General features: G+C 65.8%; 17 protein-coding genes. 7 read left to right on the top strand and 10 right to left on the bottom strand.

Features of this window, described 5'->3' with window-relative positions; translation table 11 throughout:
• Positions 1-170 precede the first annotated feature (170 nt).
• From RN51_RS06475 to RN51_RS06485, 3 genes are all read left to right on the top strand, one after another.
• Positions 171-1,226 (top strand): tyrosine-type recombinase/integrase, encoded by a 1,056-nt coding sequence (locus tag RN51_RS06475; RefSeq protein ID WP_045263336.1) that lies wholly within the window; start codon positions 171-173, stop codon positions 1,224-1,226.
• Entirely contained in the window at positions 1,216-1,551 is a 336-nt protein-coding gene (locus RN51_RS06480) for a helix-turn-helix domain-containing protein (protein WP_045263234.1), read from the top strand. The genes RN51_RS06475 and RN51_RS06480 overlap by 11 nt, the downstream gene beginning before the upstream one ends.
• A 388-nt stretch (positions 1,552-1,939) precedes the next feature.
• Positions 1,940-3,514: a hypothetical protein gene (locus RN51_RS06485; RefSeq protein WP_231579238.1), complete on the top strand. Its 1,575-nt coding sequence runs from the start codon at positions 1,940-1,942 to the stop codon at positions 3,512-3,514.
• A gap of 31 nt (positions 3,515-3,545) precedes the next feature.
• Here the strand turns inward: RN51_RS06485 and RN51_RS06490 are convergent, their stop codons facing one another.
• Positions 3,546-5,060, bottom strand: coding sequence for a SulP family inorganic anion transporter (locus RN51_RS06490; RefSeq protein WP_045263236.1), 1,515 nt, complete (start codon positions 5,058-5,060; stop codon positions 3,546-3,548).
• Between the two features lie 189 nt (positions 5,061-5,249).
• Here RN51_RS06490 and RN51_RS06495 point away from each other — a divergent pair, with 189 nt between their 5' ends.
• Entirely contained in the window at positions 5,250-5,633 is a 384-nt protein-coding gene (locus RN51_RS06495) for a MerR family transcriptional regulator (protein WP_045263237.1), read from the top strand.
• Here RN51_RS06495 and chrA read toward each other — a convergent pair whose 3' ends face one another.
• From chrA to trxB, 6 genes are read right to left on the bottom strand one after another with little or no spacing between them, the layout of a single operon-like run.
• Positions 5,634-6,860 (bottom strand): chromate efflux transporter, encoded by a 1,227-nt coding sequence (gene chrA, locus RN51_RS06500; RefSeq protein ID WP_231579239.1) that lies wholly within the window; start codon positions 6,858-6,860, stop codon positions 5,634-5,636.
• 8 nt (positions 6,861-6,868) lie between these two features.
• Positions 6,869-7,276, bottom strand: coding sequence for an arsenate reductase ArsC (locus RN51_RS06505; RefSeq protein ID WP_045263239.1), 408 nt, complete (start codon positions 7,274-7,276; stop codon positions 6,869-6,871).
• Between the two features lie 15 nt (positions 7,277-7,291).
• The gene (locus RN51_RS06510) at positions 7,292-8,296 is read right to left on the bottom strand and encodes a metalloregulator ArsR/SmtB family transcription factor (RefSeq protein ID WP_045263240.1); all 1,005 of its coding nucleotides are present in this window, start codon (positions 8,294-8,296) and stop codon (positions 7,292-7,294) included.
• Positions 8,293-9,381: an ACR3 family arsenite efflux transporter gene (arsB, locus tag RN51_RS06515; RefSeq protein WP_045263241.1), complete on the bottom strand. Its 1,089-nt coding sequence runs from the start codon at positions 9,379-9,381 to the stop codon at positions 8,293-8,295. Before arsB ends, RN51_RS06510 begins: the two co-directional genes overlap by 4 nt.
• The gene (trxA, locus tag RN51_RS06520; RefSeq protein ID WP_045263242.1) at positions 9,378-9,704 is read right to left on the bottom strand and encodes a thioredoxin; all 327 of its coding nucleotides are present in this window, start codon (positions 9,702-9,704) and stop codon (positions 9,378-9,380) included. The genes arsB and trxA overlap by 4 nt, the downstream gene beginning before the upstream one ends.
• The gene (gene trxB / locus RN51_RS06525; protein WP_045263243.1) at positions 9,701-10,675 is read right to left on the bottom strand and encodes a thioredoxin-disulfide reductase; all 975 of its coding nucleotides are present in this window, start codon (positions 10,673-10,675) and stop codon (positions 9,701-9,703) included. The genes trxA and trxB overlap by 4 nt, the downstream gene beginning before the upstream one ends.
• A 256-nt stretch (positions 10,676-10,931) precedes the next feature.
• On the opposite strand from trxB, the gene RN51_RS17945 reads away from it, so the two are divergent.
• Positions 10,932-12,398, top strand: a complete 1,467-nt coding sequence (locus RN51_RS17945; protein WP_052674620.1) for a recombinase family protein — start codon at positions 10,932-10,934, stop codon at positions 12,396-12,398.
• Here the strand turns inward: RN51_RS17945 and RN51_RS06535 are convergent.
• From RN51_RS06535 to RN51_RS18375, 3 genes are read right to left on the bottom strand one after another with little or no spacing between them, the layout of a single operon-like run.
• Positions 12,388-12,840 (bottom strand): hypothetical protein, encoded by a 453-nt coding sequence (locus RN51_RS06535; RefSeq protein ID WP_045263244.1) that lies wholly within the window; start codon positions 12,838-12,840, stop codon positions 12,388-12,390. The two genes, RN51_RS17945 and RN51_RS06535, sit on opposite strands and share 11 nt — an antisense overlap.
• Positions 12,840-13,292, bottom strand: coding sequence for a helix-turn-helix domain-containing protein (locus tag RN51_RS06540; RefSeq protein ID WP_082066481.1), 453 nt, complete (start codon positions 13,290-13,292; stop codon positions 12,840-12,842). The genes RN51_RS06535 and RN51_RS06540 overlap by 1 nt, the downstream gene beginning before the upstream one ends.
• The gene (locus RN51_RS18375) at positions 13,252-13,680 is read right to left on the bottom strand and encodes a type II toxin-antitoxin system RelE/ParE family toxin (protein ID WP_045263246.1); all 429 of its coding nucleotides are present in this window, start codon (positions 13,678-13,680) and stop codon (positions 13,252-13,254) included. The genes RN51_RS06540 and RN51_RS18375 overlap by 41 nt, the downstream gene beginning before the upstream one ends.
• A gap of 376 nt (positions 13,681-14,056) precedes the next feature.
• Here RN51_RS18375 and RN51_RS06550 point away from each other — a divergent pair, with 376 nt between their 5' ends.
• Positions 14,057-14,317 carry a hypothetical protein gene (locus RN51_RS06550; protein ID WP_045263247.1) on the top strand — a complete coding sequence of 87 codons (261 nt, stop codon included), beginning with the start codon at positions 14,057-14,059 and terminating at the stop codon, positions 14,315-14,317.
• A gap of 103 nt (positions 14,318-14,420) precedes the next feature.
• Positions 14,421-14,636, top strand: a complete 216-nt coding sequence (locus RN51_RS06555) for a hypothetical protein (protein ID WP_156149115.1) — start codon at positions 14,421-14,423, stop codon at positions 14,634-14,636.
• Positions 14,637-14,639 lie beyond the last annotated feature (3 nt).

The raw sequence follows: 14,639 nt of genomic DNA on the forward strand, positions 1-14,639 counted from the left end.
TTGGTCGCACCCGATGCCGAGCACCTCCGACCATAACAGCGTGATCTCGCGGATGTTGGGATCAGAGTTGACAGGGTGATGCACTGTCTCGTACTTTGTTGCATCTAATGCAAGATTTTGGGGCCTCTCCTGCCGCGCTTCGGCTGATCACTTCGACGTCGAACGTCGTGTTGGTGAACCCGGAGCAGCAGGTCTTCGACGCGATGATCGAAGGCTGGCGGAAGCAGCAGCTGTCGCGAGGCCTGCGTGAGCAGACCATCCGGAATCGGGTGGCCACCGTGGTGAGGTTCCGCGACTTGGTGGATAAACCGCCGTGGAAGTGGAGCGTCGCGGATGTCGACGAGTTCACCGCTGAGTCCGGCGGGCGTACGCGGACGCTCTCGACGATGCGCGCCAATCATGGTGCGATCCGTGGGTTCTGCGATTACCTCACGAGCCCGTTGTACGACTGGATGGAGATCTGCGATCGGGAGTTCGGAGAGTTCCCGTCGCAGGTGTGCCTGCCATGGAACACGGTCGCCCACCGGTTTGAGTTCGAAGGTGACGGGAAGCGTCGTCCGTTCACGTATGACGAGGTCGAGCGCCTGTTCGACACGGCCGATGCCCGTGTCGAGCTGCTGGTCAATTCCGGGCGGAAGGGCGCGCTCGGAGCCTTGAGGGACGCGCAACTGCTGAAGACCGTGTATGCGTTCGGGCTGCGCCGGACCGAGGCGGTCATGCTCGACACCGTCGATCTGCATCACAATGCCAAGATGCGCCAATGGGGGCGCTACGGCGCGATCCACGTGCGATGGGCGAAGGCGGCGGGAGGCGGTGCGCCTCGTCGTAGGACGGTCCTGCTGGTGCCGGAGTTCGATTGGTGGGTGCCAGGCATGCAGCAGTGGCTCGAGCAAGCGAGGGAGCGTTTCGCCCCGCGTGCCGACCTCGACGCGCTCTGGGTGACCGAGCGGCGTACGCGCCTGTCCGCCGGGTATCTCGACCGGAGGTTCGCAGAGTTGCGCGACGAGGCTGGCCTGTCGAAGGATCTAACGCTGCATAGCCTCCGGCATTCGTACGTCACGCACCTTCTGGAGTTCGGCTACGCGGAGCGGTTCGTCCAGGAGCAGGTGGGGCACATGCACGCGTCGACGACTTCCATCTACGCCTCTGTCAGTTCGGACTATAAGAACCGGGTGCTCGCGGAGGCGTTGAAGGCCCTGATCGAAGGAGAAGCTGATGGTCGTTGAGCTCGAGACCGGTTGGAACCTGCGCAGCGTGATGGCATCGCGCGGGATCTTCCAGACGTCGAAGCTGAAGCCGCTGCTCGAGGAGCGCGGCATCGACCTGTCACGGGAGCAGGTGTATCGGCTGGTGACGCAGCCGCCACAGCGCGTCCGCCTCGATGTCCTCGCAGCACTCTGTGATGCGCTGGAGTGCACACTCGACGATCTCGTGACGATCACCCGCCGTGAGGCCGGGATCCCGGTCGCCGTGGGCGAGGAAGCGACGCGCGGATCCATCGGCGATCTCCGGCCGGTTCGTGCCGCCATCCGCCGGCCGCGCACGAAGTAGCGTGGCGGCGAAGCCTCCGCAGGAGCCGAGGGTCGCGGAGATCGTCGCTCTCGTCCGTCCTCTCGTTCCTGAGATCTCACCCGAGCAACTGGCCGAGATCGTGCATTCGGTCGCGCCGGTACCCCTCACGCAACGGCTTCTCGAACTCGCATTGCTGAAGCAACCCGGGGTGTTGGAGGGCCAGCACCGGAACGTGCCAGTAACCGTCCAAGACCTGGCCCACGCACTCGTCGCAGAAGGAGCGAGCCGGGTGGTGCTGCCGACATGCGAGTCATGTGGGCGAGCAGTCCGGATGCCGCATAAGACCCCGAACGGCGGGAGGCATTGCTCGCGCTGCGAGCGGAACGCCAGATCGGTCGCCTGCGCGACCTGCGGACGGGTCAGGCCAGTGCAGCGCACCATCGACGGGAAGCGGTTCTGCCGCGAATGTTGGCGAGCTGATCGTCGATCGTTCGGCCTTTGCTCCCGGTGCGGTCAGCAGGCAACTATCGTCGTCCGCCGTCCCGAGCTCGTCTGCCTGAACTGCTACACCGCACCGATCAAGACCTGCGGGCTCTGCGGCGAACCGGGACGTGTCGCTTCCCATCTCGACGGGCGGCGAGTATGCGCTCGTTGCTACTACGCGATGCGCACCCCGCAACCCTGCCCTGAGTGCGGACGCAAGGTGTTCCTCACCGGGTTCATGAACGGGCAGACGGTCTGCGCCGATTGCGCCGGCTCGCCGATCACGATGGCATGCCCCAGCTGCGGATCAATTGAAGAAGTGCGTAAGCATCGCCTCTGCGCCGAGTGTCGACGACCGATCACCATCCAGCGGCTCCTCTGCGATGACACAGGCAATGTCCGTCCCGCACTCCAGCCGCTCGCGGATTACCTCCTCACACATCACGGCAAGGCGAATTCTCTCGAGCGGTGGCAGCACAAGAGCAAATGCGCCGCCGTGCTCCGTGAACTCGCAGACGAAACCCTGCCTCTCACCGCGGACGCGATCATCACGAGGGCCCGGTCTGGCCAGTCGGTCGCCTTCCTTCTCTCACTGCTGGTCCGCTCCAACGTGCTGCCAGAACTCGACGTCGAGACCGTGCGTTTCGATCACTGGGTTGAAGAATGGCTGGCGAGCATCGAAGCTGCCGACGATCGGCTGATCCTGCGTCGATACTGCACCTGGGAGCTTCTTCGGTCCACCAGAGCGTTCCGGGCTGTGTCGCAGGGCCCCTCAAGCCCCGCGGCCGGCTTCCAGAGACAGCGGGCAGCACTCAGGCATTGCGCCGCGCTCCTGCACGAGATCCGATCGCAGCACGAGACGCTGGCCACCTTCTCGCAGCGCGGACTCGACGCATTTCTCACGGGCTCACCGAGCCAGCGCGACGCCCTCGCCCCGTTCACACGCTGGCTGCGACGGCACCGGCTCAGCACACTCCACGTAGAGTTCCGCACGAGCCACCTCGAGGGCCGGCACTACGAATCCGACCATCGGTGGCAGATGGCTCGCAGGTTCCTCTCGGACCTGGACATGGATCCCAAGACGCGTGCCGCTGGGTTGCTCGTGCTCCTCTACGGCCTCCACCTCACTCGCATCGTCGCGCTCACCCGTGATCAGGTCGACCTGACAACGCGACCGGTGAAGCTCACCATCGGAGCCGAGCCAATCGAACTGCCCGAGGTCCTCGGGAATGCGATCGCCGAGCTCGCTGACACATCGAGACACCGACCCGAGGGATGGCTCTTTCCCGGCAGGAATCCGGGGCTGCATCTCACGCCAGGCCCACTCAGCCGACGTCTGCGCCAGCAGGGGCTGCGTTCAGGAAGCGCTCGGACGACCGCGCTGATCGAATTGACCCGGCAGATGCACCCACGAATCGTCTCCGATCTCCTCGGCATCACAGCAGCGTCAGCAGCTGCCTGGTCGCGCCTTGCCAGTGGCGACTGGACGGACTATCCAAAGCTCCGTGCAGAACCCTGATTAAACCGCGACCGCCATTGCCTCCTGCAGGTCAGTGACCGTTCCCGAGCCCGCCGGTGAGTCGGGCGTGGAACGCGTTTGTGTAGTCGTTCATTCCGACGAACTCGACGGTCTTGCCGTGATGCTCATACTTCGTCTCGATCGCATCGAGCGCCGCGACGGTCGATGCGTCCCAGACGTGCGACCTCGTGAGGTCGATGACCACCCGTTCGGGATCTTCGGTGTACTCGAACATCGTGGTGAGGTCGTTGCTGGAGGCGAACAACAGCTGCCCCTCGACGGTGTAGTGCGCGACCTGAGCGCCGTCGCGGTCGCTGACCTCGCGGGTGACGTCCACGAGGTGCGCCACTCGGCGCACGAACATGATCGCCGCAACGAAGACGCCGACAATCACGCCGATCGCAAGGTTGTGGGTCGCGACGACGACAGCGACGGTGATGACCATGACGGCGGTCTCGCTCTTCGGCATCCGCTTCAGCGTGGAGGGCTTGATGGAGTGCCAGTCGAATGTCCCGACCGAGACCATGATCATCACCGCGACCAGCGCCGCCATCGGGATGATCGCGACGACATCGCCGAGCACGACGATGAGGATCAGGAGGAAGACGCCCGCGAGGAACGTCGAGATGCGGGTGCGCGCACCGGACGCCTTCACGTTGATCATGGTCTGGCCGATCATCGCGCACCCGCCCATGCCGCCGAAGAAGCCGGACGCGATGTTCGCGACGCCCTGGCCCCAGCCTTCACGAGTCTTGTTCGAGTGAGTGTCGGTGACGTCGTCCACGAGCTTCGCGGTCATCAGGGACTCCATGAGACCGACGAGCGCCATCGCCAGCGCGTACGGGGCGATGATCGTCAGCGTCTCCCACGTGAAGGGCACGTTCGGGATGAACAGCTCCGGCAGACTGCGGGGCAGCTCGCCCTTGTCGCCGACCGCAGGAACGTTGATCGCGAAGACCACGACCGCGGCGGTGACGAGCACGATGGACACCAGCGGAGCCGGGACCACCTTGGTGATCTTCGGCATGAACACCATGATCGCCAGCCCGACCGCGACGAGCGGGTACACCATCCATGGCACCCCCACGAGCTCGGGCACCTGAGCCATGAAGATCAGGATCGCCAGGGCGTTCACGAAGCCGACCATGACGCTACGCGGGATGAACCGCATCAGCTTCGCGACGCCGAGCACCGCGAGCACGATCTGCAGCACGCCCGCGAGCAGCACCGTCGCGATGAAGTAGTCCATGCCGTACTCACGCGCCACGGGCGCAATGACCAGAGCGATCGCACCGGTCGCCGCCGTGATCATGGCCGGGCGTCCACCGACGAACGCGATCGTCACCGCCATGATGAACGACGAGAACAGCCCGACCTTCGGATCGACCCCTGCGATGATCGAGAACGAGATCGCCTCAGGGATCAGCGCCAGCGCGACGACGAGGCCAGCTAGGACCTCGCGGGTGAGGATCCGCGGGGTCTTCAGTGCAGTCAGCACCGAGGGCTCGGGTCGGTATCGCGTCTTGTCGTCGGTCATGGTCGTCATGAGGCAGGCCTCCCAGGGGTCGAGATGGGTCGATGTGACACCATCGAAAGCGTGAGTGCGCGTCTGCGCGCGCCCGACGGTGCACCCCGGTCAGGGGTGGCAGTCGGAATGAAACCCGCTAGAAGATGCGAGCCAACCACAACTCTAACGTAACGTGAGAGTTGGGGGCGAATGAGAAGGAGCTGCGCCGTGCCTGGAACCGCGATGATGCACATTGGTGAGCTCGCCGAGCGCACCGAGCTGTCCCTGCGGACGCTGCGCCACTACGACGAAATCGGCCTCCTCGAGCCTTCCGGCAGGTCCGAGGGCGGGTTCCGCCTCTACACCGAGGACGACTACGAACGGCTCATGCTCATCCGCCGGATGAAGCCGCTCGGGTACTCGCTGGAGCAGATGGGCGATCTGCTGCGGGCGCTAGACGCCGGCCAGGTCGAAGGCTCCGTCGGGACTGAGGCCACTCAGCTTCTCTCCGAGTTCCTTATTGACGCGGAGCAGCGGCGGGCGAAACTCGAGAAGCAGCTCGCCGCGGCCGATGAGTTCATCGGCCTGCTGGGCGACCGCATCAGGGCATGATCATGCCCAGGCGAGGCCGATCCCGGCGACGCTCGCGATGATGCCTGCCGCCGCGCCGGCGAGCACAGCGATCCATGCCGGCAGCTTCCAGACGGTGAGCATGAGGAAGCACCCGAGCGCGATGATCAAGGGGGCGAGTCCGGTCACTCCGGATGTGATCACGGGCGTCCACAGCGCGGCGGCGAGAATCCCGACCACCGCGGCGTTCGCGCCTGCCATCGCTGAGCGGACCGTGGGGTTCCCGCGAAGGCGCTCCCAGAAGGGAAGCACACCGAGCAGGAGCAGCAGGCCGGGCACGAAGACAGCGGCGAGGGCGAGGAGCGCCGCGAGCGGTGCCGCCCATCCGTCCTGCATCTCGAAGCCGAGGTAGGCGGCGAAGGTGAACAGCGGACCAGGCACGGCCTGTGCCGCACCGTAACCTGCGAGGAACTGGTCGTGGCTGAGCGCGCCCGCGACGGCAGGCTCCGCCTGTAGCAGCGGCAGGACGACGTGCCCGCCCCCGAAGACGAGCGCTCCTGCTCGAGTGAATGCGTCCGCGATCCCGAACCAGGCGTTGCGCGTCAGCGCGGTGGCCACGGGAAGTGCGACGAGCAGAACGCCGAGCACGACCAGGCACGAGGCCCCGAGACGCCGCGAGACGCGCACGGCAAGCGGCTCGGAGGCTGCGACGTCGATCCGCCGGCACCAGAGGATCCCCGAGGCCAGGCCAATGAGGATCGCGGCGAGCTGGCCAAGGTTCCCCGTCAGCAGCAGCGCCAGCACCGCGGCGGCGACGCCGATCAGGGCGCGGCGGACATCGGGCGTGAGCGTTCGGGCCATCCCCAGCACGGCGTGCGCGACAACCGCCACGGCGACGGCTTTAAGACCCAGAAGTAACCCCGCACCCACGGAGCCGTCCAGGGACACCGCGCCGATGGCGAAGAACACCAGCAGCACCGCGGACGGCAACGTGAACGCCGCCCATGCCGCCAGCGCCCCGCGGAAGCCTGCGCGAACGAGGCCGAGCGCGAAGCCCACCTGGCTCGACGCCGGCCCGGGGAGGAACTGGCACAGGGCGACGAGCTCCGCGTACTGCGCGTCGCTCACCCACTTCCGTCTGGCGACGAGCTCCTCGCGGAAGTATCCGAGATGCGCGACAGGGCCGCCGAACGACGTCACGCCGAGCTTCGCGAACGCCCGAAACACCTCCCCGACGCGACCACGCTCGGACGAAGGTCGTGCGCTCACCACCCGGCTCACTGTCCGATCAGCTCGGAGAGGAGCGCTTCGATGCGGCGTTTGATCTCGTCGCGGATCGGGCGCACCGACTCGATGCCCTGCCCTGCCGGGTCGTCGAGCTTCCAGTCCTCGTAGCGCTTGCTCGGGAAGAACGGACAGGCGTCGCCGCAGCCCATCGTGACCACGACGTCGGAGTCCTGCACCGCCTCCGTGGTGAGCACCTTCGGCTGCTCGCCGGTGATGTCGATGCCTACCTCACGCATCGCCTCGACGGCGACGGGGTTGATCTGGTCGGCGGGCATGGATCCGGCGGAGCGGACCTCGACGCGGTCCCCGGCGAGCTCGCGGAGCCAGCCGGCAGCCATCTGGGAGCGCCCGGCGTTGTGGACGCAGACGAAGAGGACGGAGGGCTTCTGATCAGTCATCGTTGTTCGCTTCTTTCAGTCGGTGAGGGTGGCGAGGAGCTCGCGCACGCGGCCCTCGATATCGTCGCGGATCGCTTCGACCCCTTCCGGGGAGGCCAGCGCTGGGTCTCCGACGGCCCAGTCCTCGTAGCGGACGCCGGGGATGATCGGGCACACGTCGCCGCAGCCCATCGTCACCACCACGTCCGCGGCGCGCACCGCGTCGTCGGTCAGCGGCTTCGGGAACGCCGTATCGGCTTCCTGCTCGCCTTCGATCTCGGTGAGCAGGGAGCGCACGTGCGGGTGCACATCCACCGCAGGCGTCGACCCGGCGGAGCGGGCGATGACCTTGCCCCCGGCGAGCCGGTTGACGATCGCGGCGGCGAGTTGCGAGCGGCCCGCGTTCTGCACGCACACGAACAGTACCTGCGGCACGCCCGCGCTGCGATCACGGGTCAGGTCGGCCAGGCGCTGTCGGGCGAAGCGTTCGGTGAGCGGGATCAGGTGCGCCGTCAGCTTCGCCGAACGCACCAGGCCCGCGTAGGACTCGCGCACGATCGCGACCACGAGTTCCCGGTTCAGCCCGGTCAGCTCGTCCGTAAGTTCCTCGGCGAGGCGGGTCACGCGGGCGTCCATCTGCTGCAAGGCCTCGGCCCGTGCCGCGGTGTCTTCAGGCTCGTCCGTGACGGCTGCGGCGGGAGCGAACGCGTCAAGGAGAGCCGCGACCGCGCGCTGCCTGCCCGGCGCGATGCGGTAGTACACCCAGGTACCCCGCCGCTCGGACAGCAGCATCCCCGTCTCCTTCAGCACCTTCAGATGGTGGGAGACCGTCGGCTGTGACACCTCGGCGAGCTCGGCGAGGTCGCACACGCAGGACTCTCCGCGCGGGTCGGTCGCGATCGCGGAGAGCATCCGCAGACGCAGCGGATCAGCGAGCGCCTTTAGCGCGCCGGCCACGGTAGTCGCGGCCTCGGTGCCGATGGCATGCGTCGCGGACGGCGCGCACGCCTCCGTGTCGGAGTTGACGGCGGTATCGGTCATGACGTCCTCGATTCGACGGCGTAGGGGTCGGTGCGGAACCAGGCCTTCGCGGCCCAGAGTGAGACGTAGACGAGGCCGACCAGCACGGGCACTTCGATCAGGGGGCCGACAACGCCCGCGAGGGCCTGCCCGGAGGCCGCGCCGAAGGTGCCGATCGCGACCGCGATGGCGAGTTCGAAGTTGTTGCCCGCCGCGGTGAACGCGAGCGTCGTCGACCGTGCGTAGCCGAGGCCGAGCGCTTTGCCGAGCAGCAGCCCCGCGAACCACATCAGGCCGAAGTAGATCAACAGCGGCAGCGCGATCCGCGCCACATCCAGCGGGCGGGACGTGACCTGCTCACCCTGCAGCGCGAACAGCAGAACGATCGTGAACAGCAGCCCGTACAGCGCCCATGGTCCAACCGCGGGGAGGAACTTCTCCTCGTACCAGGCGCGGCCGCGGCGCTTCTCGCCGATCCATCGCGACGCGAAGCCCGCCACCAGCGGCACGCCGAGGAAGACGAGCACGTTCAGCGCGATCTGCCAGACGGAGACCACCAGGCCCTGCGCGTCCAGGCCCAGCCAGCCCGGCAGCACCGTGAGGTAGAACCAGCCCAGCACCGAGAACATCACGACCTGGAAGACCGAGTTGATCGCGACGAGCACCGCCGTCGCCTCACGGTCACCGCAGGCCAGGTCGCTCCAGATCACGACCATCGCGATGCACCGCGCCAGGCCCACGATGATCAGCCCGGTCCGATACTCGGGCAGATCCGGCAGGAAGATCCAGGCGAGCGCGAACATCACCGCGGGGCCCGCCAGCCAGTTCAGCACCAGCGACGAGACCAGCAGCTTCTTGTCCCCGGTGACAGCGGCGACCTTGTCATAGTGGACCTTCGCGAGCACGGGATACATCATCACCAGCAGGCCCAGCCCGATCGGGATCGAGATCCCGCCGACCTCCATTGCGGAGAGCGCGTCGGAAAGCGCTGGCACGAATCGTCCGAGGAGGAGGCCCGCGACCATGGCGAGGCCGATCCACAGCGGCAGCCACCGGTCGAGTGCGGAAAGGCGCTTCGGCGCGGCGCGGGTCAGAGTGTCGGTCATGCGAACAGATCCTCGATCTTCGCCGAGTAGACGGGCTTCGGGTGCGCGCCAATCAGCACGTCCACCCGTTCCCCGTTCCGGTAGAAGCCAAGGGTCGGGATCGATGTCACGCCCGCGGCGGCCACAGTCTCAGGATTCTGATCGGCGTCCAGCTTCACGATCTTCACACGCCCCGCGTACTCGCCGGCGAGCTGATCCAGGATCGGAGCGATTGCCTTGCACGGCCCGCACCAGGTCGCCCAGATGTCGACGACGACGGGCAACTCGGAGTCGAGGACCTCGTCCTGGAAAGTGGCGTCGGTGACGGGGGTGACGGTGCTCATGCGAAGACCTCCAGAACAGGTGCGGAAACGGTAGCGGGTGCGAGGTCCGACAGGTAGTGCTGGGCGTCCTGCGCGGCCGCGCAGCCGGTGCCCGCGGCGGTAATCGCCTGCCGGTACGTGTGATCGACGAGATCCCCGGCCGCGAACACCCCAGCCAGGTTCGTCCGCGTGGACGGGTGCGCGACACGAACGTAGCCGTCCGCGTCGGTGTCTACCTGATCCGCGACGAGCTCGGAGCGCGGATCGTGCCCGATCGCGACGAACACCCCCGTCGCGTCGAGCGTGCGCTCGGCCCCGGTGACGGTGTCGCGCAGCATGAGCCCGGTGACCTGCTCGTCGCCGAGGATCGCGGCGACCTCGCTGTCCCACGCGACCTCGATCTTCGGATCGTCCAGCACGCGCTGCGCCATAATCCTCGACGCGCGGAACTCGCCCCGCCGGTGCACGACGGTCACTTTCGACGCGAACCGAGTGAGGAACAGAGCCTCTTCCATCGCCGAGTCCCCGCCACCGATCACGGCGATCTCCTTGTCACGGAAGAAGAACCCGTCGCACGTCGCGCACCAAGACACTCCGTGCCCGGACAAGCGCTCCTCCTCGGGGAGGCCGAGCTTGCGGTACGCCGAGCCCATCGTCAGGATCACTGTCCGCGCCAGGTACGTCTCGCCGGCACCGGTCTCAACGGTCTTCATGTCGGCGTCAAGATCGACGCGAATCGCGTCGTCGTAGACGATCCGAGCACCGAACCGCTCCGCCTGCGCTCGCATCGACTCCATCAGCCCCGGACCCTGCACACCGTCAACGAAACCGGGGAAGTTCTCCACCTCAGTCGTCGTCATCAACGCCCCGCCCGCGGTGACCGAACCCGCGATCACGACCGGAGCGAGACCCGCACGGGCTGCATAGACCGCCGCGGTATACCCGGCGGGACCGGACCCGACGATAACCAGCTCCACCTCTTGATTTGACATGCTTCTATATTGACATTCATCGAATCAGACCGCGAGTCCATGATGGCTTCGTCACCCGATGTTCACCTACCGTGGTCGAATACGGCCTACCAACGCGCTTCGCGGCGAGCCCGCGTCGTCGCTGAGCCGCGCACAAAAGTGCACTCTTCGACAATCGGACCTACCAGTATCGGCGATGGCCACATGCAGACGCGACCCGTCCGGAAGCGAGGCATCGACGAACGGCTGGCTGATCTCAAAACCGTAAAATAGACATATGGAGAAGCCGTCAGCCGTCCCCGCCGCGATCTACGCCCGCATCTCGCACGACAAGACCGGCGGCGGACTAGGCGTCGACCGCCAAGAGGCAGACTGCCGAGCGCTGGCGGAGCGCCTCGGATGGGATGTCGTCACGGTCTACGTGGACAACGACATCAGCGCCTACTCAGGAGCTCCGAGGCCGCAGTACCGCGCGATGCTGGACGCGGTGCGCGCTGGCGAGGTGCGCGGCATCGTCGCGTGGCACACGGATCGGCTGCACCGTCGCGCATCCGAGCTGGAGGAGTTCGTCAACCTCGCTGAGGCGCATCATCTACAGATTCAGACCGTGACCGCGGGCACTGTCGATCTCGCCACCGCCTCGGGGCGGATGGTAGCGCGCATGCTCGGCGCTGCGGCTCAGCATGAGGTGGAGCACGCGAAGGAGCGGATGAAGCGGGCGAAGGATCAGATGGCGGCTGATGGGAAGTACCGCGGCGGCCAGCGCCCCTTCGGGTACGACAAGGACGGCACAACGATTCGCTCGAGCGAGGCGAAGGTTCTTCGTGAGGCCACCAAGGCGATTCTGGCCGGCCGTACACTGGCCGGCGTCGCCCGCGAACTGAACGCCGCGGGAAGCCGAACAGCGACCGGGCGGGAGTGGACGTACGGTCGGCTCAAAGAGGTTCTGGTGCGCCCTAGGAACGCGGGATTGCTCGCTCATGGTCTTCCAGGTCGCAACGCGAACAGGGATCGCCGAGGGCGGTCTTACGACCTGGAGATCATCGGTCAGGCAGCCTGGCCCGCGATCGTTCCAGAAGACGAATGGCGGACGCTCGTCACGATGCTGACCGATCCGGCCCGCAGCCGACAGCACGGGAACGACACCCGCTGGCTGGGCAGCGGCATCTACCGGTGCGGCCTGTGCGGTGCGGCTATGCGTCCTGCGCCCTACGGCGGCACGAACTCGAACAAGGGGCGGGCGCGGAAGTTCCTCTACCGCTGCACGGCGCGAGCGCACCTCACGATCTCGACGGATCCCACCGATGCGTACATACGTGGGGCGGTGGCTGAGCTGATCCGCGACCCGCGCGTCATGGCAGCAATGCGGCCCGGCGAGGACTCTGTGATCGCCGCTGATCGCGAGGAGCGGGCGAAGCTCTCTCGCCGACTCGATGCGTTCGAGCGTGACTACGCAGCCGGTGACATCACCGCGAAGCAGCTACGCGCAGCGACGGAACGAGTTTCCGCCGAGATCGAGATGGTTGACGCCCGCATGGCGAAGGCGCTGCGCTCGTCGGCGTCGAGCACGATCCTTCGGGCGGATGACCCTGGGCAGGCGTTCCTGGACGCGCCCATCGACGTTCAGCGTGCGGTTCTCTCCACTGTGCTAACAGTCGAAATCATGCCTGCTGAGAAAAAGGGCGCGCCCTGGACCGCGTCTCGGGTGAGATTTCTGAGAGCTGGCAGCGAAGTCACTCGTTGAGCGGTTCGCCCACCACGTCAGATTCAACCTCGGACTCGGCGTCGTCTTGTGTCGAGCGAACAAGTTGACTTACTTCGGGCTCCGGGGCCTTCGCGGGCAGAGAGACTTCAAACTCGGTGGCAGAGATTGCCGCCCGAAACGCCATCCTCGCCGTATCCCACAGGGTTTCCAAAGCTCGGGACTGGACCAGTAGGTCCTTGAACTCCTCCCCCGGATCATCCTCTGCAGAGACTGCCATGAGGCATGCAACTGTCACCTCACCCACGCCTCCCTCGGCCCCGGCGTGGACGGTACCGAACACGACGCGTCCCAAGTCGTCTTCGTCGCGCTCTGGAGCGTATCCGACTAACCAGTTGAGGTGAGGTTCGTCGACATCCATTCGCATGGCCCGAACTTCCATGACTTCCGGGCTCAGCAGTTCCAGCGCCGGGTACTTGATCATCAGGCACTGACCTTCCGCTTGAATTCGGAACGGACGGGCGTGTTGTACTCGGGGGCGGTGGGACGCCTATACCGAGAGGCCGCAGCACGCTCGGACACATGAGTCGTATGAAGCGCCGGGCTCTTCCAGGCGGCGTACTTTGCCAGATCGACCGGGGCACTAGATTGCTCTGCCGCGGGCATCCGTGCACCGAGCTGCAATTCCGCACCTAGAGCATGAAGGGTCGCCGCAAGGTTGCGAACCGTGATGTTGCGGTTGCCGCGAAGCCGCTCAGTCACCTCGCTTCGACTGACCTTCAACACCCGAGCGAGCTCGGCTCGGCTCAGGCCACTGGCCTCGAGCGCGCGAGCGATGAGTTCAGATGCATCGACCATCGCCGCTTCCTTGGCGTAGACAGCCTCATGGTGCGGATCATTGGTCGGAAACAGTCCCATCAGCTTCTCCTTCTCCATAGCCACCCCAGAAGATGGCGAACGCCCTCTTGGCGTTCTTCACTACTTGTTTGTCGCCACCCTTGCGATCACCGTGGGTCACATACCAGCGACCCTCGAAGTGAACGACGTAGAGACGCCGTCCGCCCTGTCGATGAGTCTTCAGTTCGTGCACTACAGCGCCGCGGTCTTTTGGGTCGTCGCCACTGATGTACCGCATGTTCTCGGGCGACTTGATGTGGTGGCCGTTCTTCAACCACTCGAAATACCGGCGAAACTTGGCCTTGTCTTGCTCCTGAAGCGCATCGACAAATTTCTCGCCTTCATTCTCTCCTCCGTCGTTGATGACCGTGAAGACTACGTCGCTCTCGTCGAACACCCTGATGAGGCGTGTCGGCTGTTCGGTCATAACTTTACACACAATCGCCGGTGAAGTCGCTGAATATGCCCCGAGGGTACATGCTCTCGGGCGCAGGCGGGGCGTGCGCCACGGATTCGTGTCTTCGCGACCGCTCCCTGGCCTACAGACGGGACGGAAATCAGCTAGGCGGTCTATGCCGTCAGGGGACCGTTTCGGTGCCTCAGTCGTGCGGGAACGGACGCCTGATGGCATAGACCGCCTAGCGGTCTGTCCGGTAAACTGGAACTACCGAGGGCAGCGGAGGCGGCCCTCGAAATCCACCGCCTCCCGCGCAGGAGAGCCGACCCAATCCCAGGGCGTTAGCGCGATTCCAGAGCTCCCAAGAACGGCACCGTCGTGTGCCTCTTCTTGAGGAGCTTTTCTCATGCACACCCCCGAGCGCACACCGCGCTTCCTCACGTTCGCCCAGGTACGCGAGCGTTTCCAGGTGTCTGACAAGACGCCGAAGAACTGGGTATCCAAGGGATACCTGCAGGTGTACCGAGCTGATGACGGCACCATGCTGCTCAACCTCGATGAAATCGAGGCCGCACTGAAGATCCTTGGCCCAACCAAGATGCGCACAGGTCTTCGGCGCTATGGCGCGGCCGTCAAGCCACTGCCCATCCAGGCGGTGTCCGAATGAGCGAGACGCCGGTACCCACGCAGCCGCTGCCAACACTCACAGACGACCAGTGCCTGCGCGTCGCGACGCTCCTTTCATCGAGCCTCACGACTGGAGTTCGATCGTGAGCGCCGCCGAGGAGAATCTTGCTGCCGAGATCGCCGAGGCGGAGCGCATGCGCGCCGAGAGTATCGCGGATTTCGATCGCCTCGCGCTCCCGAAGTCGTCGCCGCTCAGGTTGAGCGAGCAGGAGCGCGCGGAGGCTGACGGAGCCCTGCGCGATTTCCAGACGCGTCTGGCGTCTGGCGACCGGTACGGCAACGAGGAGGACGACGCATGAGCA

Origin of the sequence: Microbacterium oxydans (genome assembly GCF_000956405.1) — a bacterium.
Classification (GTDB): domain Bacteria; phylum Actinomycetota; class Actinomycetes; order Actinomycetales; family Microbacteriaceae; genus Microbacterium; species Microbacterium oxydans_C.